This is a genomic window from Mesorhizobium sp., from assembly GCF_004962245.1.
GTDB lineage: Bacteria > Pseudomonadota > Alphaproteobacteria > Rhizobiales > Rhizobiaceae > Mesorhizobium.
On the sequence record NZ_SUHQ01000012.1, the window covers coordinates 63,799 to 85,326 of the forward strand.

General features: G+C 62.9%; 22 protein-coding genes. 8 read left to right on the forward strand and 14 right to left on the reverse strand.

Features of this window, described 5'->3' with window-relative positions; all coding sequences use genetic code 11:
• Nucleotides 1-35: 35 nt before the first annotated feature.
• Genes E5X88_RS14570 through E5X88_RS14580 form a run of 3 tightly spaced genes read left to right on the forward strand, consistent with a single transcriptional unit; the run spans nucleotide 36 to nucleotide 3,522 of the window.
• Complete coding sequence (locus E5X88_RS14570) at nucleotides 36-1,526, forward strand: ABC transporter ATP-binding protein (protein ID WP_292162546.1); 1,491 nt, start codon at nucleotides 36-38, stop codon at nucleotides 1,524-1,526.
• Nucleotides 1,526-2,581, forward strand: coding sequence for an ABC transporter permease (locus E5X88_RS14575; RefSeq protein ID WP_292162342.1), 1,056 nt, complete (start codon nucleotides 1,526-1,528; stop codon nucleotides 2,579-2,581). The genes E5X88_RS14570 and E5X88_RS14575 overlap by 1 nt, the downstream gene beginning before the upstream one ends.
• Nucleotides 2,578-3,522: an ABC transporter permease gene (locus tag E5X88_RS14580; protein ID WP_292162343.1), complete on the forward strand. Its 945-nt coding sequence runs from the start codon at nucleotides 2,578-2,580 to the stop codon at nucleotides 3,520-3,522. The genes E5X88_RS14575 and E5X88_RS14580 overlap by 4 nt, the downstream gene beginning before the upstream one ends.
• Here the strand turns inward: E5X88_RS14580 and E5X88_RS14585 are convergent, their stop codons facing one another.
• The 3 genes from E5X88_RS14585 to E5X88_RS14595 all read right to left on the reverse strand — a co-directional run bounded on the left by E5X88_RS14585 (nucleotide 3,523) and on the right by E5X88_RS14595 (nucleotide 7,177).
• Entirely contained in the window at nucleotides 3,523-4,401 is an 879-nt protein-coding gene (locus E5X88_RS14585; RefSeq protein ID WP_292162345.1) for an NAD(P)H-binding protein, read from the reverse strand. It lies immediately after the preceding gene.
• Between the two features lie 100 nt (nucleotides 4,402-4,501).
• Nucleotides 4,502-6,721: a molybdopterin cofactor-binding domain-containing protein gene (locus tag E5X88_RS14590; protein WP_292162347.1), complete on the reverse strand. Its 2,220-nt coding sequence runs from the start codon at nucleotides 6,719-6,721 to the stop codon at nucleotides 4,502-4,504.
• 3 nt (nucleotides 6,722-6,724) lie between these two features.
• Nucleotides 6,725-7,177, reverse strand: a complete 453-nt coding sequence (locus E5X88_RS14595) for a (2Fe-2S)-binding protein (RefSeq protein WP_292162348.1) — start codon at nucleotides 7,175-7,177, stop codon at nucleotides 6,725-6,727.
• A gap of 312 nt (nucleotides 7,178-7,489) precedes the next feature.
• Between E5X88_RS14595 and E5X88_RS14600 the strand changes: the two genes are divergently transcribed.
• Entirely contained in the window at nucleotides 7,490-8,467 is a 978-nt protein-coding gene (locus E5X88_RS14600) for an AraC family transcriptional regulator (RefSeq protein WP_292162349.1), read from the forward strand.
• Nucleotides 8,468-8,521: 54 nt separating this feature from the next.
• On the opposite strand, the gene E5X88_RS14605 is transcribed toward E5X88_RS14600, so the two are convergent.
• From E5X88_RS14605 to E5X88_RS14620, 4 genes are all read right to left on the reverse strand, one after another.
• A complete protein-coding gene (locus E5X88_RS14605; RefSeq protein WP_292162350.1) occupies nucleotides 8,522-8,842 on the reverse strand; it encodes a hypothetical protein in 321 nt (106 codons plus the stop codon).
• A gap of 4 nt (nucleotides 8,843-8,846) precedes the next feature.
• A complete protein-coding gene (locus E5X88_RS14610) occupies nucleotides 8,847-9,155 on the reverse strand; it encodes a YggT family protein (RefSeq protein ID WP_292162351.1) in 309 nt (102 codons plus the stop codon).
• 105 nt (nucleotides 9,156-9,260) lie between these two features.
• The gene (locus E5X88_RS14615; RefSeq protein WP_292162352.1) at nucleotides 9,261-11,126 is read right to left on the reverse strand and encodes a sodium:solute symporter family protein; all 1,866 of its coding nucleotides are present in this window, start codon (nucleotides 11,124-11,126) and stop codon (nucleotides 9,261-9,263) included.
• Between the two features lie 14 nt (nucleotides 11,127-11,140).
• Nucleotides 11,141-11,395 carry a DUF4212 domain-containing protein gene (locus tag E5X88_RS14620; RefSeq protein WP_292162354.1) on the reverse strand — a complete coding sequence of 85 codons (255 nt, stop codon included), beginning with the start codon at nucleotides 11,393-11,395 and terminating at the stop codon, nucleotides 11,141-11,143.
• 286 nt (nucleotides 11,396-11,681) lie between these two features.
• Between E5X88_RS14620 and E5X88_RS14625 the strand changes: the two genes are divergently transcribed.
• On the forward strand, nucleotides 11,682-12,311 hold the full coding sequence (locus E5X88_RS14625; RefSeq protein ID WP_292162356.1) for a hypothetical protein: 630 nt from the start codon (nucleotides 11,682-11,684) through the stop codon (nucleotides 12,309-12,311).
• Between the two features lie 65 nt (nucleotides 12,312-12,376).
• Here E5X88_RS14625 and E5X88_RS14630 read toward each other — a convergent pair whose 3' ends face one another.
• Nucleotides 12,377-14,488 (reverse strand): DUF294 nucleotidyltransferase-like domain-containing protein, encoded by a 2,112-nt coding sequence (locus E5X88_RS14630; RefSeq protein ID WP_292162358.1) that lies wholly within the window; start codon nucleotides 14,486-14,488, stop codon nucleotides 12,377-12,379.
• A 211-nt stretch (nucleotides 14,489-14,699) separates the two neighbouring features.
• Here E5X88_RS14630 and E5X88_RS14635 point away from each other — a divergent pair, with 211 nt between their 5' ends.
• From E5X88_RS14635 to E5X88_RS14645, 3 genes are all read left to right on the forward strand, one after another.
• Complete coding sequence (locus tag E5X88_RS14635) at nucleotides 14,700-15,092, forward strand: hypothetical protein (protein WP_292162360.1); 393 nt, start codon at nucleotides 14,700-14,702, stop codon at nucleotides 15,090-15,092.
• A 307-nt stretch (nucleotides 15,093-15,399) separates the two neighbouring features.
• On the forward strand, nucleotides 15,400-15,555 hold the full coding sequence (locus tag E5X88_RS14640) for a hypothetical protein (protein ID WP_292162361.1): 156 nt from the start codon (nucleotides 15,400-15,402) through the stop codon (nucleotides 15,553-15,555).
• A gap of 135 nt (nucleotides 15,556-15,690) precedes the next feature.
• Nucleotides 15,691-16,635, forward strand: coding sequence for an LLM class flavin-dependent oxidoreductase (locus E5X88_RS14645; RefSeq protein ID WP_292162548.1), 945 nt, complete (start codon nucleotides 15,691-15,693; stop codon nucleotides 16,633-16,635).
• 7 nt (nucleotides 16,636-16,642) lie between these two features.
• Here E5X88_RS14645 and E5X88_RS14650 read toward each other — a convergent pair whose 3' ends face one another.
• Genes E5X88_RS14650 through E5X88_RS14675 form a run of 6 tightly spaced genes read right to left on the reverse strand, consistent with a single transcriptional unit; the run spans nucleotide 16,643 to nucleotide 21,496 of the window.
• A complete protein-coding gene (locus E5X88_RS14650) occupies nucleotides 16,643-16,981 on the reverse strand; it encodes a GYD domain-containing protein (RefSeq protein WP_292162363.1) in 339 nt (112 codons plus the stop codon).
• 1 nt (nucleotide 16,982) lies between these two features.
• Nucleotides 16,983-17,657: an isochorismatase family cysteine hydrolase gene (locus E5X88_RS14655; protein ID WP_292162366.1), complete on the reverse strand. Its 675-nt coding sequence runs from the start codon at nucleotides 17,655-17,657 to the stop codon at nucleotides 16,983-16,985.
• Nucleotides 17,658-17,691: 34 nt separating this feature from the next.
• Complete coding sequence (locus tag E5X88_RS14660) at nucleotides 17,692-18,771, reverse strand: ABC transporter ATP-binding protein (protein ID WP_292162368.1); 1,080 nt, start codon at nucleotides 18,769-18,771, stop codon at nucleotides 17,692-17,694.
• A 33-nt stretch (nucleotides 18,772-18,804) separates the two neighbouring features.
• Entirely contained in the window at nucleotides 18,805-19,812 is a 1,008-nt protein-coding gene (locus tag E5X88_RS14665) for a dimethylarginine dimethylaminohydrolase family protein (protein ID WP_292162369.1), read from the reverse strand.
• 41 nt (nucleotides 19,813-19,853) lie between these two features.
• Nucleotides 19,854-20,657, reverse strand: coding sequence for an ABC transporter permease (locus tag E5X88_RS14670; RefSeq protein ID WP_292162371.1), 804 nt, complete (start codon nucleotides 20,655-20,657; stop codon nucleotides 19,854-19,856).
• Nucleotides 20,654-21,496, reverse strand: coding sequence for an ABC transporter permease (locus E5X88_RS14675; protein WP_292162373.1), 843 nt, complete (start codon nucleotides 21,494-21,496; stop codon nucleotides 20,654-20,656). The genes E5X88_RS14670 and E5X88_RS14675 overlap by 4 nt, the downstream gene beginning before the upstream one ends.
• Nucleotides 21,497-21,528: the final 32 nt, after the last annotated feature.

Below are 21,528 nucleotides of genomic sequence, written 5' to 3' on the forward strand. Positions count from 1 at the left end.
TCCTGCCCTTGTCAACGCCCGCCCCTCTCATTGAAATGCGCGGCATCTCCAAGAGCTTCGGCGCCGTCAAGGCAAACGAAGCCGTCGATCTCAGCGTTGCGCCGGGCGAAATCCTTGGGCTGCTGGGTGAAAACGGCGCCGGCAAGACGACGCTGATGAACGTGCTGTTTGGCGCCTATGCACCGGACGCCGGTGAAATCCTGGTTCAGGGCCGGCCGGTGACGATCAACAGTTCGGCCGATGCGCTCGCCGCCGGCATCGGCATGGTTCATCAGCATTTCCATCTTGCGCCGCGACTGTCAGTGCTGGAAAACCTGCTGATCGGCATTCCCGGAAAGTCAGGCCGGATCGACCGCGCCGGCGGGCTGGCGCGGCTCGACGAGATCGGCCGGCAGCACGGGCTTGCGCTCGATCCGGACCTTCCCGTCTCGGCGCTGTCGGTCGGCGAGCAGCAGCGGCTCGAAATCGTCAAGGCGCTGTTTCGCGGCGCAAGGCTGCTGATCCTCGACGAGCCGACAGCGGTGCTGGCGCCGACAGAGGTCGACGGCCTGTTTTCAGCACTGCGGTCGATGGCGACCCAGGGCCTCGGCATCATCTTCATCTCGCACAAGCTCAACGAGGTCAGGGCGCTGACCCATCGCTGCGTGGTGCTGCGGCATGGCCGTGTGACCGGGCGCGTCGACGCGCCTGCCAGCACGACGTCCTCGGAGATGGCTCGGCTAATGTGCGGCCACGAGATCGTTCCGCCGGCCAGGGGACCATCGACGCCGGGTGCCGCGGTGCTGATCCTGGACGGCATCTCGACATCGCGTCATTCCGGCATGCCGCTGCGCGCGGTGTCGCTCGCCGTGCGTGCCGGCGAGATCCTCGGCATTGCAGGCGTCTCGGGCAATGGCCAGCGGGCGCTGGCCGAGGTGATCTCCGGTATTCACGCGCCCGATGCCGGCCGTATGACGATAGCCGGCAAAATTGTATCGCGGTTCTCGCCGCGCGAGGTGCAGGCGCTCGGCCTCGGGCGCATCCCGGAGGACCGGATGACGACCGGGCTGGTCACCAATCTGCCGCTCGCCGATTCGATGGTGTTGCCGCGGATCGGCACGGGGGCGTTCAGCCGCAACGGTCTGCTCAGGCCGGATGCGATCCGCGCTTTCGCCGCGGAACAGATCAAGGCCTACGACATACGCTGCCCCGGGCCGATGACGCGAGCCGGGGCGCTGTCCGGCGGCAACCTGCAAAAGGCGCTGCTGGCGCGTGAACTCGCCTTCGATCCGAAGGTGCTGATCGTGTCGCAGCCGACGCGCGGTCTCGACATCGGTGCGGCGCGCTTCATCCACGAAAAGTTTCTCGCCATGCGGGCCAAGGGCTGCGGCATCATCGTCATCGGCGAGGATCTCGAAGAGTTGCTCATGCTCTGCGACCGCATTGCGGTGATGTATGAGGGCCGCATTGCCGGCACGCTCGACAGCGCGGAGGCCACGATCGCGCGGCTCGGCCTGATGATGACCGGGGCGGAGGGGAGGGCGTGATGTTCCGTTTGGAAGCCCGCACCAGCACGCCCGCCTGGTTCAATCTCGCTCTGCCGCTGCTGGCGATCGGTACGACATTGGTGCTGTGCAGTGGTCTGATCGCACTGGCCGGCGCTGGCGTGATCGAGGCCTATGGCGTGATGTTTTCGGCGTCGCTGGGCGACAGCTACGCGATCACCGAAACGCTGGTGCGCGCGACACCGATGATCTTCACCGGGCTTGCCGTCGCCGTCGCCTTCCGCGCCAAATTCTGGAACATCGGCGCCGAGGGGCAGTTGCTCGCCGGTGCGGTGGCGAGCTGCGCGGTCGGCGCCATCCCGATGCCGGGGCCGCTCGCCATGCTGCTCATGGCGGTGGCGGGCGCTGCCGCCGGTGCTGCGGTCGCCTTGGTGCCGGCGACGCTGCGGGTAAAATTCAGGGTTGATGACGTGGTCAGCTCGCTGCTGCTCAACTCGGTCATCTTCTACGCCCTGATGGCGCTGATCGAAGGCCCGTGGAAGGACAGTTTCAGCGGCTACCCGATCTCGCCGCCGATCGAGGATTCGGCGAATTTCCCGGTGCTGCTCGAAGGCACGCGGCTGCATCTCGGCGTCGTGGCGGCGTTCCTTGCCTCACCGCTGATCTGGTTCCTGATCGTGCGTACGACGCTCGGTTTCCGGATCAGGGTCATCGGCGAGAACCCCGAAGCCGCGCGTTATGGCGGCATCCATGTCGAGCGCGTGCTGATTTCGACGGCGCTGCTGTCCGGCGCGCTGGCCGGACTGGCCGGCGTCGGAGAGGTCGGCGGCGTGCATTTCCAGGTGATGAGCGACATCTCGCCGGGCTACGGCTATTCCGGCATCGTCGTCGCCATGTTGGCGAGGCTCAATCCGCTCGGCGTGGTGCCGGCGGCGATCTTCCTTGCCGCCGTCATGACCGGCGCCGAGGCGATGTCGCGGGCCACCGGCGTTCCAGCCTTCCTCAGCGACGTCATCCAGGGCACGGCGCTGCTCGCTATGCTTGTGGCGCTGCTGTTCACCGCTTATCGCATCCGCCGCGTGGGAACAGCCAAATGAGCGTGGTGTTCGAGCAGATCTTTCAGGTCGGCTTCCTGGCCGCGATTATCCGCATAGCCACGCCCTTGGCCTTTGCGACGCTGGGCGAAATGTTCTCCGAGCGGGCCGGTGTGCTCAATCTCGGCATCGAAGGCATCATGCTGTTATCGGCGATGACCGGCTTCACGGCGACCAGCCTCAGCGGCAGCCTGTGGCTCGGCGTGCTTGCGGCGGTGCTGACTGGCGCGCTGATGGGCGGTGTGCACGCGCTGTTCACGGTGGCGCTGGGGCTGAGCCAGCATGTCTGCGGCATCGGCGTGACGCTGTTCTCCTCAGGGCTCGCCTATTTCCTCTACCGGCTGATCTTCGGCCAGCAGTCGGTTCCGCCGAGCATCAAGGGATTCGAGACGCTGCCGATCCCTGTTCTCTCCGATATCCCGGTGCTCGGACCGGCGGTGTTCAACCAGTTTTCACTGGTCTACATGGCGATCCTTGCCGTTCCCCTGGCCGCCTTTGTGCTCTACCGGACACCATGGGGACTGTCGGTGCGCATGGTCGGCGAAAATCCGCGCGCCGCCGACTCGGCGGGTGTCAGCGTCATTGCAACGCGCTTCCAGGCCGTGATCCTCGGCGGCGCGTTGATGGGGCTGGCCGGCGCCTTCCTGTCGATGGTGCAGTTCAACGCCTTTACCTTCGGCCTTGTCTCGGGGCGTGGCTGGGTGGCGATCGCGCTCGTCGTCTTCGGCCGCTGGGATCCCTGGCGTTCGGCGGGAGCAGCGCTGCTGTTTGCCTTCGTCGACGCCCTGCAGTTGCGCATGCAGGCGAGCGGGCTCGGCCACATCCCTTACGAGGCGTTCCTGATGCTGCCCTTCATCTTCACCATCGTCGCCATGGCGGTGATGTCGCGCAATGCCGTCGCACCCTCGGCGCTGCTCAAGCCGTTTCGCCGGGAAGAACGCTGACTAGCTGAGGAATGCCGGCTTCAATATGTCCTCGCACCATTGGCGGAAGCTGGTGGGGGTGGTGGACTGCGGCGTGCGCGGCTCGGCATTGTCGAGACCCTTGTCCTTGGCCAGCATCATGTCGGTCATTCCCTGCGCGAATGCCTTGGAGGCGCCGCGTTCGATGAAGCCCGCTTTGAATGCTTCGAAGGAGATCTGTTGGAGGCGGACCCGCTTGCCCAGCACCTCGGACATGATTTGCGCCATGTCGTTGAAGGACAGGTCCTCGGGGCCGAGGATTGGGACACTGTTTTGCCCACTCCAGGAGGGGTCGAGCAACAGCTTCGCGGCGATGGCGGCGATGTCGCGGATGGCGCAGGTCGGAAGCTTGCGGTCCGCCGAAATCGGCGAGAAGAACATGCCCTGGCTCTTGATCGGCTCTACCTGGCGCAGGATGTTGTCCATGAACGAAGGCATCGTCAGCGCCCGGTAGCTTACGCCCGTACTCGCGATCAGGTCGTCCATTGCCAGCGACGCCGAGACCATTCCGGCGTTCCTCGCTACCCCGCGGCCCAGGGCCGAGACGCCGACCACTCGTTTTACTTTCCGGCTCTTGATTGCGTCGCACGCCGGCCGGGTGAAATTCACATAGGCTGCCTCGATGGTCTCGGCGTGGAAGTCCGGGGGCACCAGCCAGAACACGGCGTCGGCGCCCGCGAACGCCTGGTTGACGACGTCGATGTCGCCGTGGGACCCCTGCACGACCTCGACGCGCTCGCGTGTGCGCGAGGAGAGACGGGAGGGGTCGCGCGCGATCACGCGGATGGGTTCGCCACTGTCGAGGAGATTCTCGAGGACTTGGTGGCCGATGCCGCCTGTGGGTGTGGTGACGACGATCATAGGAATCTCTGACTTCTTAATCTCTGGCTTCGTGTCGTGACCGCATTCGCGATCGCTTCGATTTGGCGCAACGAGGCGAGGGAGAGCACCTTCCAAAAATTCAGGCGTTGAGCGCCTCCAGCACCCGCTCCGGCAGGAACGGATAGTGCCGCAGCCGCACGCCACCGGTGAGCCGCGCCACCGCGTTGGCGATCGCGGGACCGATCGGCGGCAGGCCGACTTGGCCCATGCCCCCGATCGGACTCCCGGGCGTTGGGACCACAGCGACCTGGATATCGGGCGCCTCGGACATGCGTATCACCCGATAGGTGTCGAAGTTCGATTCCTGCACCTCGCCATTGACGATGTTGATCTGCTCGAACAGCGCGTGGCTGGCACCGTTTGTGATCCCGGTAATCATCAGTGCCTCGATGTTGCGTGGCTGTATCGCTGTTCCCGGATCGACAGCGCACCACACGGTGTGCACGCGGATTTCGCCGGTTTCCCGGTCAACCGACACCTCGGCGATCTCAGCGCAATGGGAGCCAAAGGCATCGGAATAGGCGACGCCCAACGCCCGCCCGTCGCGTTGGCGGTCCCATTCCGCCATCTGGGCGACGGTCTCGATGACCTTGCGCGCCCGCGGCTGGTCCTTCAGGAGCTCCAGCCGAAGCGCCACGGGATCGACGCCCTTGGCGGCGGCGATCTCGTCGATGACGCATTCGATGCCGAACCTGGTGTAGCCAACCCCGACCGCGAACCAGAAGCCTACGTCCAGGCCGTTATCCTGGCGGATGTACTCGATCTGATGCGCAGGAACGGCATAGTTGAAATGCGCGCCCTCGGTCACCACACTGTCGTGTCCCCCTTCGCTCTCGAACAGCTGAGGCATCGTGCGGGCGAAAATGGAATCCGCCACGATGCGGTGCCGCCAGCCGACGATGTTGCCGTCGGCATCGAGCCCGACCTGCACATGTTGCGCCTCGAGCGGGCGGTACTTGCCATGCTGGACATCGTCTTCGCGGCTCCAGATGACCTTGACCGGGCGGCCTTGCACCGCCTTGGCGAGCGACACCGCATCGATGATGAAGTCGGCCTCGGCTTTGCGACCAAAGCCGCCGCCGAGCAGGGTGGTGTTCACCTTGACCTTGTCGGGGGTGGTGCCGGCCACCTCCGCGGCAAAGCCCTGGGTGCCCGTCGGGCCTTGCGTCGGCGCCCAGACTTCAACCGTATCGCCGGTCACGAGCGCCGTGGCGTTCATCGGCTCCATGGTTGCATGGTGAACATGGTCGCTCATGTAATCGACCGCGATGACCGTTGCGGCCTTCGAGATCGCAGTTCGTGCGTCACCTTCCGTGGCAGCGTTGACGCCGGTTTGGGCGAGGTCGCGGCCAACGCTACGATACGCTTCCAACAGCCGATCGCTGGTGTAACTGCGAATCCGCGACGACGTACTCCACGTAACGTCGAGCAGATCCTTGGCCCGCTTCGTCGCCTCGACCGTTTCGCCGATGATGCCGACGCCGTAGGAAAGCGGAACGATGTGCGTGATGCCCAGCACGGCCCTGGCTTCGGCATCGTCGATGGTTTCCGGCTGCTCGCCCTGAACGGGCGCCCGCAGCACCGCTCCGTACAGCATGTCCGGAAGCTGCACGTCGATGCCGAAGATCGCGGTGCCGTCGACCTTCGAGGGCACGTCGACACGCGGTACCGTCAGATACCCGATATAGCGCCACTGGTCGCTCGGCTTCAGATCGGCATCGGTCGCCTGCGGCAATGGATCGGGAAGCGCGCCGGCCGCGGCGACCTCGCCGTAGTCGAGCGAGCGGCCCGACCGCGCGTGCACGACCCGGTTGGGCTGCGTGGTGAGTTCGCCCACCGGAACGTTCAGCATGGCGGCGGCACTTGCCAGGATGACCTTGCGCGTCTGGGCGCCGACCAGGCGCAGCATATTGTAGTAACCCCGCGTGGATTCGCTGCCGCCGGTGAGCTGTACGCCGTAAAAGCCGGGATTGCCGTACTTCTCCGCGTCGGACGGAGCCTGGACGACGCGAACCTTGTCCCAATCGGCGTCCATGTCCTCAGCGATGAGCAGCGGCAGCGTCGTCATGATGCCCTGCCCCATCTCGGAGGCGGGTGACATGATCGTCACCGTGCCGTCGGCCGCGATGGTCAGCCAGGCGTTCGGCCGGTAGCCGCCCTCGACCGCCGGTGCCACGCTGGCGCCCGAGGCATCCTGGGGCAAGCCGCCGAACGCAACCGAGATGCCGACGCCGCCGACGGTGATGAGGAAGTTGCGCCGCGAGAGCGCTCTGGTGTGAAGCTGCAATGTCCCGGTCATGGCTCAGGCCTCCCGTGCGGCGCGCTGAATGGCGCTGATGATCCGCACATAGGTCCCGCAGCGGCAGATGTTGCCGTCCATGTGTTCGACGATCTCATCGCGGGTGGGGTTGGGATTGCTCTTGAGGAGCGCCGCCGCCTGCATGATCTGCCCGGACTGGCAATAACCGCATTGCGGCACCTGCTCGGCGATCCAGGCTTGCTGCAGCGGATGGCTGGCATCCGGCGACAGGCCTTCGATCGTCGTCACCTTCCTGCCGGCCACGTCCTGAAGCAGGGTTATGCAGGAGCGCGTCGGCTCACCGTCGACGTGAACGGTGCAGGCGCCACACTGCGCGATGCCGCAGCCGAATTTTGTGCCGGTAAGCTTCAGATGCTCCCGTATCACCCACAAGAGCGGCGTATCTGGCTCGGCGGCGAGATCCACCGCCCGTCCATTGATCGTGAACGCTGTCATGGTTCTTGTTCCCTTATCTGGCGCTTTCTAGATAGGCAATAATCGCTGCGCGCTGAGTTGCATCGGGGATGTCGACTGCCATCTCCTCTGCGGTATACTTAGACGATAGGACCTTTGGCAAAGGTGATCTATGCTGCAAAGTTCATATTACATTTGCAATCGTCCTGATGTCGCTCGGTTATGTGGGCATAGCACGGTTTATTACTTGATCGAGGATCACGTTCACAGAGACGTTATTATTAAATAACCAATTGAGGAAACGCGGTCTATGCTGTAAAGTCCGTATTATCTTCGCAATCGTCCGGAACCCTCATGGATCCGCTCTCAGATGTGCTGTCGCTGCTGAAACCGCGCAGTTATGTGTCCGCTGGCTTCGACGCGGGCGGAAACTGGTCGATCCAGTTCTCCGACCAGCACGAACGCATCAAATGCTACGCTGTGGTTTCCGGCGGGTGCTGGCTCTCCGTGCAAGGCGTTCCCGATGCGGTACGCCTGGAGCAGGGGGACTGTTTCGTGCTGCCGAGTGGACGGCCTTTCCGCCTGGCAAGCGACATGACTTTGACGCCTGTCGAAGCCGGCACGATTTTTCCCCCCGCACGCGCTGGCGGCGTCGTGACGTACAATGGCGGCGGTGATTTCTTTCTCGTCGGCAGCCGCTTCGCCGTTAGCGGCAATCATGCCGGCATCCTGTTGGGCATGCTGCCGCCCATTGTGCATATCCGGAAAGAAACAGATCAGGCGGCGCTGCGCTGGTCGGTGGAGCGGATGATGCAGGAGCTGCACGAGCCGCAGCCGGGCGGATTTCTGGTTGCGCAACACCTCGCCCACATGATGTTGGTTCAGGCCCTGCGCCTGCATTTGGCGGAAGGGCTGGGAGGTGGCGTCGGATGGTTTTTCGCCCTTGCGGACAAGCAGATGAGCGCTGCGATCAACGCCATGCACGACGATCCGGCGTATCGCTGGACATTACAGGAGCTGGCGGAGCGTGCCGGCATGTCGCGCTCGACCTTTGCCCTGAAATTCAAAGAGATGGTTGGGACGTCACCGATGGAGTACCTGACGAACTGGCGAATGCTGCTGGCAGGTGACAGGCTGGCGAATTCCAGCGATCCAATCTCCGTCATTGCTCTGTCGCTCGGCTACGAATCCGAAAGCGCCTTCAGCACGGCCTTCAAGAGGGTCATGGACTGTACGCCACGGCAATATGGCCGTGGCCGCAATCCCGCTTCCCCTTCAAATGGCGAGGGGAAAGCCGCTCGCCCCGGTCGGCTCGAATCCACCGCAGGCTGATAGACGCGGGTGGCGGCGCTGGGATGTCGATCCGGTCCGAGCCGAAGGGAATTCTCAGCCACCGCCGAGCGCCCGCATCACATTCGGCAGCGCCGGCAGCGTCAACAAAACCGTGCCGGCAAGCCAGATAGACGAGACGACGATGCTCCTGGGTTGCGCCGACCAGCGCTCATAAAGGGCAGCCGGCACGCCGGCGAGCATAATGGTCACCGTCGACAGGATCAGCGCACTTGCCATGTAAACGATCTGACTTAGGGGAGGCGCCCAGCCCGGATACCAGATCGGATAGAACAGGAATACCATCAGCACCCACGGCGAAAAGATACCGTTGACGATGGCGACCGCCATGACGGGTACAAGAGCGTTTCTGTCCATTGCCTCAAACCCCTTGTGAAGCCATCGGCGCAAGGCCGAAATTGATCAGCAAGACGAGATAGCCCACGCGCAAGGCCATAAGCCAGAGCACGCTGAAGACGATCACCACCGGCTGGGTCAGGATCGACGGCGTGATGGTCCGCACGATCCGCAGGAACGGGTCCGTGACGGCCTTGAAGAAGCGCCAGATGTAATTGTCCCAGCTTTCGGGCACGAAGAGGCCGAGCAGGAGGCGCCCCATCAGCGTGTACATCACGGCGGCAAGGATGAAATTCGGTATGTGGAAATACCAGTAGGACCAGAAATCGTTCATATGGAATTTTCCAAGGAGCGGCGCCGCGTTATGACAGCGGCGCCCTTGAAATGAAAGCGGGGTCCGTCGCCGGACCCCGCCTCGAGCGCCGGTCCCTACGCGGGATCAGGCTATCTTTTCTTCCATCATCTGCTTGCCGCGAGGTACGCGGATTTCCTCGATGAAATCCTGCATATCCCGGGATGGCGCCTTGGTGAGAAGGCTGACAATGATCATTACGGCGAAGCCCACCGGCAGTCCGAAAGTCGCCGACGAGATGTTCTTCACCCCCCACCACAGTTCCATGTTCGGCGTAGCCTTGTCGAAGTCGGCGCCGTACTGGGTCATCACCAGATAGAAGAGGGTGATGCCGAAGCCTGCGATCATGCCGGCGACAGCGCCCGCCGAGTTGGCACGCTTCCACCAGACGCCGAGCACCAGCGCCGGGAAAAGGCCGCCGGCGGCAAGCGAGAACGCCCATGAAACCATCGACAGGATGTCGGACGGCTTGGTCGATGCGACGTAGGCGGCCAGCACCGCGACCATAACCAGCAAGATGCGGGACACGATCAGACGCCGCGACGTAGGCGCATGCTGGTCGATCATCTTGTAGTAGATGTCGTGGCTGAGCGCATTGGCGATGGCGAGCAGCAGACCGTCCGCCGTCGAGAGCGCGGCGGCAAGACCGCCGGCGGCGACGAGGCCCGAGATGACGTAAGGCATGCCGGCCATTTCCGGCGTGGCCAGGACGATCATGTCGGCATTCAGGTTGATGTCGGCAAACGAAAGTGCCGTCACGCCCTTTTCAGCGCAGGCCGCTACGATCGCCGCGGTGTCTGTCGCCGCCTTGCCGCAGATCTGCACGAGCGTATTGTCGGCAGCGGCCCAGCGCATCATCCATCCGGCTTTCTCGCCGATGTTTTCAGGTGTCAGGCCCGACGCCACCAGGTCGAGCATCGTCCACTTGGCGAACGCCGCATAGGCGGGCGCCGTAAAGTAGAGGATGAAAATGAACAGCAGCGACCAGGCGACCGAGACACGCGCTTCCCGCACCGACGGGGTGGTGAAGTAGCGCATCAGGACGTGCGGCAGCGACGCCGTGCCGACCATCAGGCAGAGGATGAGCAGGAAATAGTTCTTCGCATCATATCCGCCATGCGAGAACGGTGTCGCGTGGCCGGGCACGATGTTTTGCGCGGCTTCAAGGGCCGCGATGCCCTGCAAGGCCTGACCCTGCATGAGCTGCGGGATAGGAATGCCCGTCTTTACCGTGGACATCCAGATGACGGGGATCAGGTAGGCGATGATCAGCACGATGTACTGGGCGACCTGCGTCCAGGTGACGGCGCGCATGCCGCCGAGCATCGAGCAGACGAGAATGCCGGCCAGGCCGACATACACGGCGACGTTGAAGTCGATGCCCAGGAAGCGCGAGGAGATGATGCCGGTCCCGAATATCTGCGCCACCACATAGGTGAAGGAGCAGGAAAACAACACGATCACACCGATGAAGCGCGCCAGATTGCCGCCATAGCGCGCCGACAGGAAGTCGGGGACGGTATAGGCGCCGAACTTGCGCAGATAGGGCGCAACGAGGATGGCCACGAGCACGTAGCCGCCGGTCCAGCCCAGCACGAAGGCCAATCCGTCATAGCCGAGCAGGTAGAGCGAGCCGGCCATGCCGATGAATGAAGCCGCCGACATCCAGTCCGCGCCGGTCGCCATGCCGTTGTAGAGCGCCGGTACGCGACGCCCAGCGACGTAATATTCGCCGACGTGCATGGTACGGCTCAGAATGCCGATCACCGCGTAGATGACGATGGTGAAGCCCATGAATAGGTAGCCGATTATGACATTCTCGACGCCCATGGCGCTCAAGATAGCCATCAGGATGATGAAGGCTATGAAACCGCCGGTGTAGATGCCGTAGATGCGGCCGAGATTGGAGGTGAAGTCGCCTCCACCTGCCGTGGTCGATGTCGTGTTAGCCATTGACGTTCCCCCGATCAATCTTCATGGACACCATGCTCTTCGTCGATCGCGTTCTGGCGCCGTGCGAACCAGAACAGCATGATGACGAAGGCGATGAGCGAACCCTGAGCGGCCATGTAGAAGCCGAGCGGAAAGCCAAAAATGACGATGGTGTTGAGTTGCTCCACGAACATGTGGATGACGTAGCCGAAGAACACCCACAGGCCCAACATGACGAACATGAGGCTCTTGGTCTTGTTCCAATAACTTATACGGTCTGGCGTCGCCATAGCGTTGAACCCTCCCTTGGTTGGGCAGCTTGCGAACCGTCTCGACCGCAAGGCGCCGTTTAAAGCTTGCCTCTTCCGCTAACGCGGAAGCCCTCCGGCATATGTTGCGGCCGGGTATAGAATCAGCCGACCGTAACTTTATAGAAGTAACACTTCTTGCCGCTGCTGTTCATACGACTTTAGAATCGGTGAGAGGACTGGAGAATCGGTGAGAGGACTAGCGGTGCGGCGTGGCGAAGGCTAAACGGTTGACATCGGTTGGAAACAAAACCGAAGGGAGAGCGCCATGGGCCTGCTGAACGATCTGTTGCCCGAGTTCCTGCGCAAACCGCAGCCGATCGGCAACGTCGGCGAACTGGCTGACTTCATGGACTCGCGCGCTGCCTTCCTGGCGCAGAAAAGCATCGTCGAGTTCTGCCGCGTCAGGGCAGGGGTCTACTGGCAGAAGCTGTTCAGCGAGAAGGATTTCCAGACTGCGCTGAACCATTCACGCTGGCGCGCCTACCCTGCGTGCTACGCCATCGTGGCGGAAATGGTAGAGGGGGCGCTGCGCGAACCCGCCGGCCTGCGCCAGCGAGGCCTGCCAGCGGCGCTGGAAAAGGTGGCCCTGGCAAGCTTCTCCAAATATGCCGTTCCGGAGGGTTCGCCTCCCGCCTTCTGGGAGGACGCCGCCGAGTTGACACGACAGCGGCTCGCCGCCACGCAGGCCGGTCCGTCGCGGCCGGTGCGTGAAATCCCCGAGCCGCTGGCGCGAACGGTTTTCGAAGCGGTCCCGATCCACCCCAATCTCCTGACCAACGACTACGACTATATTTTCAACTTCCTGAGAATGAACCTGCTGCGTGCGCATGAGGATTTCCTTGCGCAGGCTGACCGCAGCGCTCTGGTCGATGAATTGCTTGGCGCCGCCCGCTGAATTTGTTCCACCACGCCGATATTCCAAGGTTTCCCTTCGACCGTGCACCGTCCGGGCGTCGCCGGCTATGCGAACATCAGGTCCCGCACCAGGTCGGATGCTGACTGAAGGTGCTTGATGAGTCTTTTGAGCTCTGCCTGCTGCTCGCGCGTAAGGGCATCGATCTCGATGCGGTTGGAGGCAGGAATGCCGGCGTAGATGTCATGCGTCTGCTGACCGAGCAGCAACCCGATCAGCATGGCATGGCCAGCCAGCATTGCCTTCATGTCGCGCTCGCCGCCAATGTCCAGCGCGACGAGTTTCTCGAACCGGGCACGTGTGCTCCGCTCGCGGATGCCGTGGCGAATTGCAAGAGTGCGCGCGGTCGCAACGATCGGAAAAAGGCCATGTTTCTTGATGTCCAGCCGGCCATTTTCAAGCTGGAAGCCACCAAAAAGAGTGAAGGGATTGCCGGCTGTTATCTGCTCGCCGAGAAGCTTCGCGAACACCGGCTCGGCGTGGCCGCGGTCATATGCATGTTCGATGAACTGGGCGGCCAGCGTCATGTCGCCGTGAACCGGCCTCAGGTCGTAAACGATATCGACATTGAGGAGGTCCTCCGGCCGGTGGCGGCGAACCCAATCTTCGACGCGCCCCTTCCAGGTGTCGAGGCTTCCGCGGAATGCCGCATTCACGGCCATTACCCCACCTTTGCAATACGGCACGCCGGAGATGTCGAGCATGTCGGCGAGCTTGGCACCGAGATTCTTGAACCAGGCGTCTTCCGGCCCGTCCGGCCTACCATGTGCGAAGACGATTGCGTTGTCCTGGTCGGGTGCCATCAGGCTTTCGCCACGGCCGCCGGAGCCGAGCACGAGCACGGCATAGGCACAGGGCGGCGGGCCGTGGCCTTCGGTCTGCATCTGTTGTTGCGCAAGCACAGCAGCGCGGCGCGTAATCGAGCAAAGTTCCTCGCTGATGATTTCCGCCACCACGCGGGGGTCGATCTCCTCGCCGATGAGCGAACGCACGACGCCCGGCAGCATCGACCAGGCGGCCGCCAATTCGGCGACGTCCTTGGCATGCTCGATCGTGTCGTCGAGATTGATGGCCGCGGTGGCGCGGAGCCTCAGCAGGTCGCGCGCCGAAAGCATGCCGACCAGCATGCCCCCATCGTCGCGGACGGCGAGGTGGCGAACTTTCAGCCGATCCATGCGCCCGATCGCTCGATAAGCGAATGCGGCGGCGCGGATGCTTATCAGTGGTCGCGTAGCGATGCTTCCGATCGGCAGGTCAAAAACGCGCTCGGCGTCGGATGATATGCGGCGCATCAGATCGCGCTCGGTAACGATGCCGTACTCCACGACCGGTTGATCTGGCGTCCCTCGGTCGGACACGAGGACCGAGCTGATCTTGCGCTTGACCATAAGGTCGATGACCTGCCTTGTCGGTTTGGTCGATTTCACCACGACTGGTGGGTCGCTCATAAGGCTGCCGACGCGATGGCGATAGGCATATGGATCTACCGGCTGAAACGCGGGAACCTGGGGGCGCGACACCGGCTCAACCCAGCCGGCGCGATGGCCGGCTTCGAGAGTGTGCGAAAGGGCAAGGCAGGCGACCTCAGCCTCTCCGAGTGTCCGGATGTTGCGCTTGCGCAACTCCGGAATCAACGCGGCAAAGATGTCTCCCGCCGCGATCGCATCGCCCAGAGCCGAATGGCGGCCAGCTATCTCCAGGCGAAGCCAGGCGGCGATCATTTCCAGCGAATGGTCTGCCAGATCGGGATTTGCTATGGTTGCAAGAAGCCGGACGCACAGCGACCGAGGCTTTTTCCATGGCAAATGGGCGCGTCGGCATTCGCGTTTCAACACCGCCAGGTCGAAGCCGATCGAGTGGCCGACGAGGATGCGGTCTCCAGCGAACTCTTGGAATTGCGCCCATGCATCCAAGAAGCTCCCGGCTCCGTCAACATCGGCATCCGTGATGCCGTGGACGAGCGAGGCCTCAGGCGGGATCGCTTCACCAGGATCGATGAGGAGATTGAACTGAGGTTCCCGGACGACCTTGCCATGCGCGATGCCGATTGCGCCAATCTGGACCACGCGTGCCTTTGTGGCGTCGAGCCCAGTTGTTTCGGTGTCGACGGCCGCAGCCGCTATGGCTATCAGTGGTGTCGCGCCGGTCGCCCGCTTCATTCCCGTCCCCTTCGACATAGCCGAAAGCCTCCCTGCCGGATGTCTTGCAGCATAAGGCGCGCCGACAGGCCGCGTCGACGGCTGAATTTCAGGCTATAGCGTTCGCAACGATACGCCGGGTCGGCGGAACTGCGTGCCCATTCGCCTTAAAGTGATTTGATATGGTCGAAGCACGTGCACATTCTTGGCCAGTTTGTTGCCGAGGCAGCCGATGAACGAGATCAGACGGGTTGCTGTGGAGTGCATCGGGCGCGCCGTAATGTTCGGATCGCTTGCCATCGGCTGTGTCATGATCGGCTTCTCCTTCAACCCGGTATCTGCCTTTCGTTCCGGCGCGTTCCTTACGCTGACCATGGCACTGGCACTGATGTGGAAAGCCATGACCGCTGGCATCAAGAATCCCAAACACACCGAAGTCTGGCTCTATCTCGACGAGAAATCGCGCCCAGTCGATGGCTCGGCGCGACGGGTGTTCGGCACCATCTTGAGCGACGTTTACAAACTCTACGCCCGGATTGCGCTCGGCGCGGCTGTTGGCTTCTTCCTGGTGTCGCTCGCCCTGATGCTGTTCGGTCTGGAAGGCTACATGCCGCCCAGCAAATAGGAGATCGCTTCGCCAGCCCGTGACGCCGCATTCCCGCTTGCGCGGCGATGCTATGCCTCATGCACCGGCCGGCTAAACGAAACAGCCGGACACGGCGAACTCTTTTCCGACGACAGCATCGGGCGACGGCGGCGACAGGGGCGAAGTTGGCAAGGCGGATTCGCGCCGACCGGTCCAGTGCAACGAAATTCAGTAAGAAAAACCAATTTCTTGCAGATTTTGAGGGGTTCATTCTAACGATTGCGAAAAAATAGCACTCGACAAAGTCTACTGATTTTATAGATTAATTGCCGAGACGGAGGTCGATATGTCCTATATCCAGAACGCCCAGACTGCCCGCAAAGGCCAGAGGCTGGGTTCCGACCAGACTTGGCGTCCGGCCTATGCAGGCGCCTTTGCCTATCTCGTCTTTGCCTTTGCCTTCGTGTTCACCGGGGCAGTCGTTCTGGGCCTTATTCCCTGATCATGGGGTCCCGAGCCATCGGGTCCTGGCTTACAGGGATAGCGACCTGCCGCTTTCAGAATTCCGGAGTTGAATGAACCGAATGCCGGTACGCTTTTGCGCGTCGGTGATCCCAACGTGATGGAGGAGATGGCAATGCCGATCGAGTTCACGCATGTTCCCGGTAAAACTCAGCCTGCCGATTCAACCGTGCCTTTCTTCTACGATTTCGCGGAAACCGCGACAAAGCTGTCGCTGATCGAGGACATCGGTTTCCAGAAGACCGTCGTCGACGATCCGGCCGGGCTGCTAACCAATATGGATATTGCCGCCCGGGCGTTGGATCGCACTTCATCCCTTGAGGTCGTTCTCACGCATTGGGCAGGTGTGATCGAGCCGATCGTGGCGGCACGGCAATTGGCGGCCCTCGATGCGAGATGCGGCGGGCGGCTGTCGCTCAGGATGCTCAGCGAGCCGCTGAGCGACGACGATGCCGAAACACGTCCGGTCGGCCAGACGGTCGTCTGGCAGCGGATAGACGAATATCTGGTGCTGCTGAAGCGGTTGTGGTCGAACGACAGGCCGTTCGATCATGAAGGCGCCTTCTACAGCGTCAAAGGCGGCTATGTGCCTCGCAAGGGACCGCATGGCGCCGACATGACCATCCGCATGGGCGGACAGTCCGGAACGGCGCTCAGGGTCGCCGGACGACATGCCGATGTCTTCGAGCTGACGCCGGGTTCGCTCGACGAGATCCGGCAGTTGATGGAACGGGTGCGCAGTGCCGCCGCCGAACACGGCCGGGCCGGCAAGCTGCGTTTCGCGCTTCCCGTCCGGGTCCGTTCGGAGGACATCGCTGCCGTCTCCTGCCAAAAAGCGGTCGAAATCGCCGGGCCGCCGGCGCAGATTGCATTGTCGCTGCTTCCTTATGCGGCTTTGGGAATCCAGGAATTCATGATGGGCGGCATCGACCAGCCGCGCGAGATCGCGACGGCGGGCCGCGAAACGATCGCGCTTCTGCACAATACCCTGGCGCGCCGCGAGGCTCCGCAGCCCGGGGCGTTTATGTCCCGCGTGAGCCGGGAAGCACGCGCCGGCTGAATGCTGGCTATTTCAGGACGCGTTCGACAATCGCGCCGAAGGTCGACGGGTCGAATGCCGGCAGGATGAGGGGCTCGACGAAGCCGTCGCGCCGAGCCGTCAGCACATATTGCATCATGGCCTCGTTATCAGGCATTTCGAAGACTTGGACGAAGTCATAGGCGCCGAGCGTGGCATAGAAGGCGAGAGATCTGCCGCCAAGTGCCGCGACCCGCTCCTCGCTGACTTTCCGGCGATCGGGGCTGCCGGCGAGTTCGGCTAGTCCTTTGTTCGTCAACCGCATCAGTGAGACGTAAAGCCGGCTGGTCGCAGCCGCGGGAGGTGCGTTGGCAATCTCGTCAGGCATATCAGTGCACCTTGCCGGAGAGCTGCGACAGCGCCGCGACGACGGCGGTAGAATCCGTCAGCGCACCGAAGATGCCGTTTTCGACCGTCACCATGTGGAGTGCGGCCTCATGGGCCTTCTGGTCGCCGCTGGCGCAGGCGTCCGAGATCGTCAGGCACTGGAAATTCCGGTCGCAGGCTTCACGCAACGTCGTGTGGACGCAAACGTCGGTCGTGCATCCCGAAAACAGCAGATGGGTGATGCCCTGCGCGCGCAGCACATGCTCGAAATCCGTGTAGGTGAAGGCGCCGTTGCAGGTCTTGTCGACGATGATGTCTTGCGGTGCGACGTCGATCTCCGGAACGATCTGGAAGCCGGGGCTCGAACGCAGCAGGATTTCGGTTCCTTCCAGGCCGGCCCGCTTGCGGCGCCACTTCTCGTAAGGCGTCATGTCGGCCATATCGGCCCGATAGCCTTGCCGTGTGTGGATAATGGTGAGCCCGGCGGCACGCGCGGCCGCGATCAGGCGGTTGACCGTCGGCAGGATGGCTCGCAATGGGCTCGGATCGTATCCCTGCTTGGCGAAATAGCCAGATGTCGACAGGAAATCCTCCTGCAGATCGATGACAACCAGCGCGGTGTTTTCGGCAACCAGCCTGCCGTCATAGGGAAAATCAAAAGGTGTGGCCTTGATCATTTTTCTCTCTTCCCTCGAGATATGTTTCGCCGGCTCAAGACCCTGACGCTTCGCCAGGGAGGACGCCAATGGCGGAGGGATGTATCCGGCAATCGACAACCTGTCCGGGCGCAGCGGCGACGGCTGCTTCCGAACGCAGCGTCGCAACCATCTCTTCGCCATCCACCGTCTTCAGCAGGATACGTTCAACCGCGCCGACAAAGGAATTCTCGACGACCGTCGCCCGAAAGCCGATCTCATCGCCCGTCGCCTGTCCGATGCGGATGTCCTCGGGGCGCACCCAGACAGTGAGCGTGTCGCCGGGCCGCTCGCGGTGGCCTCTCAGGGGCGCAAAGCCGAAGCGCGTGCCGAATGCCTCGACCATCGTCTCGTCATCGTCGGCGCGGTGGCCCGACAGGAAATTGTTCTCGCCGAGAAAGCCGGCGACGAAGCGCGTCGACGGTTTCTTGTACAGGTCCCGTGGCGGTCCGACTTCAACGATGCGGCCATGGTTGAACACGGCGATGCGATCGGACATCGCGATCGCCTCCTCCTGGTCGTGGGTGACATAGACGAAGGTCACCCCGGTCTCGCGATGCAGCCGCTTCAACTCCTTCTGCATCGTTTCCCGCAGCATGCGGTCGAGCGCCGAGAGCGGCTCGTCGAGCAGCAGGATGCGCGGCCCGAAGGCCAGGGCGCGGGCGATGGCGACACGCTGCTGCTGGCCGCCGGACAGTTCGCGCGGCTTGCGCTCGGCCAGATTGTCGAGGCCGACCAGCGACAGCATCTCGGTCACCCGTGCCGCGATCTTCGCCTTCTCCCATTTGCGGACCCTGAGCGAGAAGGCGATGTTGTTGGCGACGGTGAGATGCGGGAACAGCGCATAACCCTGGAAGACGAAGCCGAAATTGCGGTCCTCCGGATCGACATGGGTGATGTTCTTGCCGTCGAGGCGGATCGTCCCCTTGCTCGGCGTGGTGAAGCCGGCCAGCGACATCAGAAGCGTCGTCTTGCCGGACCCGGAAGGCCCGAGCAAGGTGACGAATTCTCCTGCCTCGACCGAGAGATTGATCCCGGCCAAGGCCGTGACCTTGTCATAGGTCTTTGCCAGATCCTCGATGACCAGCAATGCCATGTCAGTTCGGGGCCATGTCAGTTCGGGACCATGTCAGACCGGGTCTCTGATCAGCGGCGCCGTCGAGCAATGCAGCCCGCCGCCGCCAAGCTCGACTGTCTCGTAATTGCAGGTCAGCACGGTGATCCCCGCGGCGTCGAGCCTGTCAGCCAAGCGCTTCGATCGGCTGCCATGCATGATCACGCGACCGGGCGCGACGGCCAGGCAGTTGAGCGACATGGCGCTGTCCTCGGGGGGCAGTTCGATCATCTTGATGCCGCGCTTCTCCAGATATTCGATGAACGGGTATGGCAGTTCGTTGACATTGACGATCGCCGTCTCGACGTCGACCATGATGAAGCTGCCGTCGATGTGAATACGGTATCCCGGCATCGGTACCTTGATCAGCGTCACGCCGAGGCCGGCGAGAATGCTCTCGACCTGCCGCACGCCTTCCGGGTTGCAGGCGATCGAGACCGTGCAGACGGCGGTCTTGGAATCGATGAAGGCAAAGCCGCCGCCTTCGAAGACGGCCGAGCCGTGGATGGTGCCGAGGATCGGGCATCCGGCCTTGGCCAGCGCCCGGGTCACCGGCAGTTCCTCGCCACGGCGCACCCGCCGCGCCAGGCGTGTGACGATGGCGCCGCCCGGAATGCCGATGACGCTGTCGCGCGTGTAGATCTGCTTCATCGCGCCGGGGGCTGCCTTGTCGACGAGGATGACATCGACGCCTTCCGAACGCAGCAAATTGGTGAACTCGTCATGGGCGCGCTGCATAGCGGGCAGGTCGGGCATGGTGCGGCCCATCCAGTACCAGCCCTTCTCAGGATCGCCGAAACCGCCAATCTCGGGCATCGGCTTGTTCTCGACGACGGAAAGCTCGTCTCCGGGTCGATGCATCAGCACGGCGCGCAGCTTGCCGACATCGTTCGAGCAGCCCCAATGACGGCCCCACACCGGGATCTGTTCCTCAGCCGTGTCGAAGCCCGGTTCCGGAACGGAGCCGAAGATGCTGAAGAACTTATTCTCGCGGTATTCGTTGTCGCTCATCGCGGTGCTCATGGATATTCCTTTCCTTTTCGATTGGTTCCGAGGTGTTTGCGTTAGAACTTCTGTTGCCGTTGCCTGCGTTCGACCAGCGCGCGTGCAACCAGCGCTAGCACGGTGACGACGAGCAGGACGGTGGCGATCGCCGCCAACGCCGGATCGACGGCATCCTGGATGCTTGTCCAGATGCGGCGCGGCAGCGTGACGACGGCGCGTCCGGTGATGAAAAGCGTCACGGTGATCTCGTCCCAGGACGCGACGAAGGCGAGCAGCGCGCCGGCGGCAACGCCCGGAACGATGTTCGGCAGGATCACCTTGCCGAACACCGTCATCGGTCTGGCACCGAGGCTTCTGGCCGCCTGCACCAGCCTCTGGTCGAGATTGGACAGTGATGCGCCGATCGCCAGCACGGTCAGCGGCAAGGCCAGCACGACATGCACCAGGACGACGCCGGTATAGCTGTCGAGCAGCGACAGGCGTGCCCACAGCTTGACCATGCCGACGGCGTAGATGATCGGCGGCACGATCATCGGCGACAACAGGAGTATGCGCATGAAGGACGGCCACCAGCCGCCCGCCGCCCAGGCGCCGACGGCGAAGGTGACGCCAAGCGCCGTCGCGATCACTGCGCAGGCCAGCGCGATGCCGGCGCTGGTCAGCATGCTTGGCAGCCAGCCCTTGCCCCAGTCGGCAAGTGCTGCGAAATGCTCCGTCGACATGCCGTCCTGCGGCAGCGACAGGTAATCGCGGTCGGTGAGCGCGACCGGGATCACCACCAGGATCGGAACGAACAGGAAGCCGAGCAGGCACCAGGCCAAAAGGCGCGGCAGGCCGACCTCGATGATGCGCCGCGGCCTCATTGTTGCGGCCTCGCGACGAAAGCGGCGCGCAGCGCCGGGCTGCGCATGGCGGCAAAGACGATGATGCCGACCACCAGCAGCAGCATGGTCGACAGCGATGTCGCCAGGTCCCAGCGCGAGGTGCTCGAAATCTGCACCGAGATGTATTCGGCGATCATCAGGGTCTTGCCGGCGCCGAGCAAAGCCGGCGTGACCAGGAAGCCGAGCGAGAAGACGAAGACGAACAAGGTCGCCAGCGCGATGCCAGGCAGGCTGAGCGGCAGCCAGATGCGCCAGAAGATCGTGGCCGGGCGTGCACCCAGCGAGCGCGCCGCCTGCATGATGCGCCGGTCGATGTCGGACAAATTGGCGTAGAGCAGCAGGATGGCGAACGGCATCATGTAATGGACCATGCCGATGGTGACGCCGAAGAGATTGTAGACCAGGTCCAGCGGGGTCGAGATGATGCCCAAATCCATCAAGGTGCTGTTGAGGACGCCGCGCCGGCGCAGGATGGTGATCCAGGAAAACGCCCTGACCAGCACCGATATCCAGAACGGCATCAGCACCAGGAACAGCGAGATGCGGCGCCAGCCGGCCGACATATGGATGATGGCGAATGCCACGATGTAACTCGCCAGCACGGTGAGCACCGTCGTCATCACAGACACTTTGAGCGTCGTCATGACGACACGCCCGACCGCCGCGTTGGCGAACAGGCTCTGGTAGTTGGCCAGACCAAGCTTCGGCTCGGTCAGGCTCAATGCCAGGACCTGCAGGATCGGTGCCGCATACAGCCCGATCGCCACCAGGCTGGCGGGGACAGTCAGCAGCAGGGCTGTTGTCTTGAAATTTCGCATCGGATATGGGCTGCCGCCGCTTTGCCGAAGGC

What these genes read in the sequence shown, in the direction of transcription:
- E5X88_RS14575 (WP_292162342.1), top strand. Translation starts at nt 1,526, where the DNA reads ATGTTCCGTTTGGAAGCCCGCACCAGCACGCCCGCCTGGTTCAATCTC.
- E5X88_RS14570 (WP_292162546.1), top strand. Translation starts at nt 36, where the DNA reads ATGCGCGGCATCTCCAAGAGCTTCGGCGCCGTCAAGGCAAACGAAGCC.
- E5X88_RS14610 (WP_292162351.1), bottom strand. Translation starts at nt 9,155, where the DNA reads ATGAACGATTTCTGGTCCTACTGGTATTTCCACATACCGAATTTCATC.
- E5X88_RS14615 (WP_292162352.1), bottom strand. Translation starts at nt 11,126, where the DNA reads ATGGCTAACACGACATCGACCACGGCAGGTGGAGGCGACTTCACCTCC.
- E5X88_RS14645 (WP_292162548.1), top strand. Translation starts at nt 15,691, where the DNA reads ATGCCGATCGAGTTCACGCATGTTCCCGGTAAAACTCAGCCTGCCGAT.
- E5X88_RS14595 (WP_292162348.1), bottom strand. Translation starts at nt 7,177, where the DNA reads ATGACAGCGTTCACGATCAATGGACGGGCGGTGGATCTCGCCGCCGAG.
- E5X88_RS14630 (WP_292162358.1), bottom strand. Translation starts at nt 14,488, where the DNA reads ATGAAGCGGGCGACCGGCGCGACACCACTGATAGCCATAGCGGCTGCG.
- E5X88_RS14620 (WP_292162354.1), bottom strand. Translation starts at nt 11,395, where the DNA reads ATGGCGACGCCAGACCGTATAAGTTATTGGAACAAGACCAAGAGCCTC.
- E5X88_RS14665 (WP_292162369.1), bottom strand. Translation starts at nt 19,812, where the DNA reads ATGAGCACCGCGATGAGCGACAACGAATACCGCGAGAATAAGTTCTTC.
- E5X88_RS14675 (WP_292162373.1), bottom strand. Translation starts at nt 21,496, where the DNA reads ATGCGAAATTTCAAGACAACAGCCCTGCTGCTGACTGTCCCCGCCAGC.
- E5X88_RS14600 (WP_292162349.1), top strand. Translation starts at nt 7,490, where the DNA reads ATGGATCCGCTCTCAGATGTGCTGTCGCTGCTGAAACCGCGCAGTTAT.
- E5X88_RS14655 (WP_292162366.1), bottom strand. Translation starts at nt 17,657, where the DNA reads ATGATCAAGGCCACACCTTTTGATTTTCCCTATGACGGCAGGCTGGTT.
- E5X88_RS14640 (WP_292162361.1), top strand. Translation starts at nt 15,400, where the DNA reads ATGTCCTATATCCAGAACGCCCAGACTGCCCGCAAAGGCCAGAGGCTG.
- E5X88_RS14670 (WP_292162371.1), bottom strand. Translation starts at nt 20,657, where the DNA reads ATGAGGCCGCGGCGCATCATCGAGGTCGGCCTGCCGCGCCTTTTGGCC.
- E5X88_RS14580 (WP_292162343.1), top strand. Translation starts at nt 2,578, where the DNA reads ATGAGCGTGGTGTTCGAGCAGATCTTTCAGGTCGGCTTCCTGGCCGCG.
- E5X88_RS14650 (WP_292162363.1), bottom strand. Translation starts at nt 16,981, where the DNA reads ATGCCTGACGAGATTGCCAACGCACCTCCCGCGGCTGCGACCAGCCGG.
- E5X88_RS14635 (WP_292162360.1), top strand. Translation starts at nt 14,700, where the DNA reads ATGAACGAGATCAGACGGGTTGCTGTGGAGTGCATCGGGCGCGCCGTA.
- E5X88_RS14585 (WP_292162345.1), bottom strand. Translation starts at nt 4,401, where the DNA reads ATGATCGTCGTCACCACACCCACAGGCGGCATCGGCCACCAAGTCCTC.
- E5X88_RS14605 (WP_292162350.1), bottom strand. Translation starts at nt 8,842, where the DNA reads ATGGACAGAAACGCTCTTGTACCCGTCATGGCGGTCGCCATCGTCAAC.
- E5X88_RS14625 (WP_292162356.1), top strand. Translation starts at nt 11,682, where the DNA reads ATGGGCCTGCTGAACGATCTGTTGCCCGAGTTCCTGCGCAAACCGCAG.
- E5X88_RS14590 (WP_292162347.1), bottom strand. Translation starts at nt 6,721, where the DNA reads ATGACCGGGACATTGCAGCTTCACACCAGAGCGCTCTCGCGGCGCAAC.
- E5X88_RS14660 (WP_292162368.1), bottom strand. Translation starts at nt 18,771, where the DNA reads ATGGCATTGCTGGTCATCGAGGATCTGGCAAAGACCTATGACAAGGTC.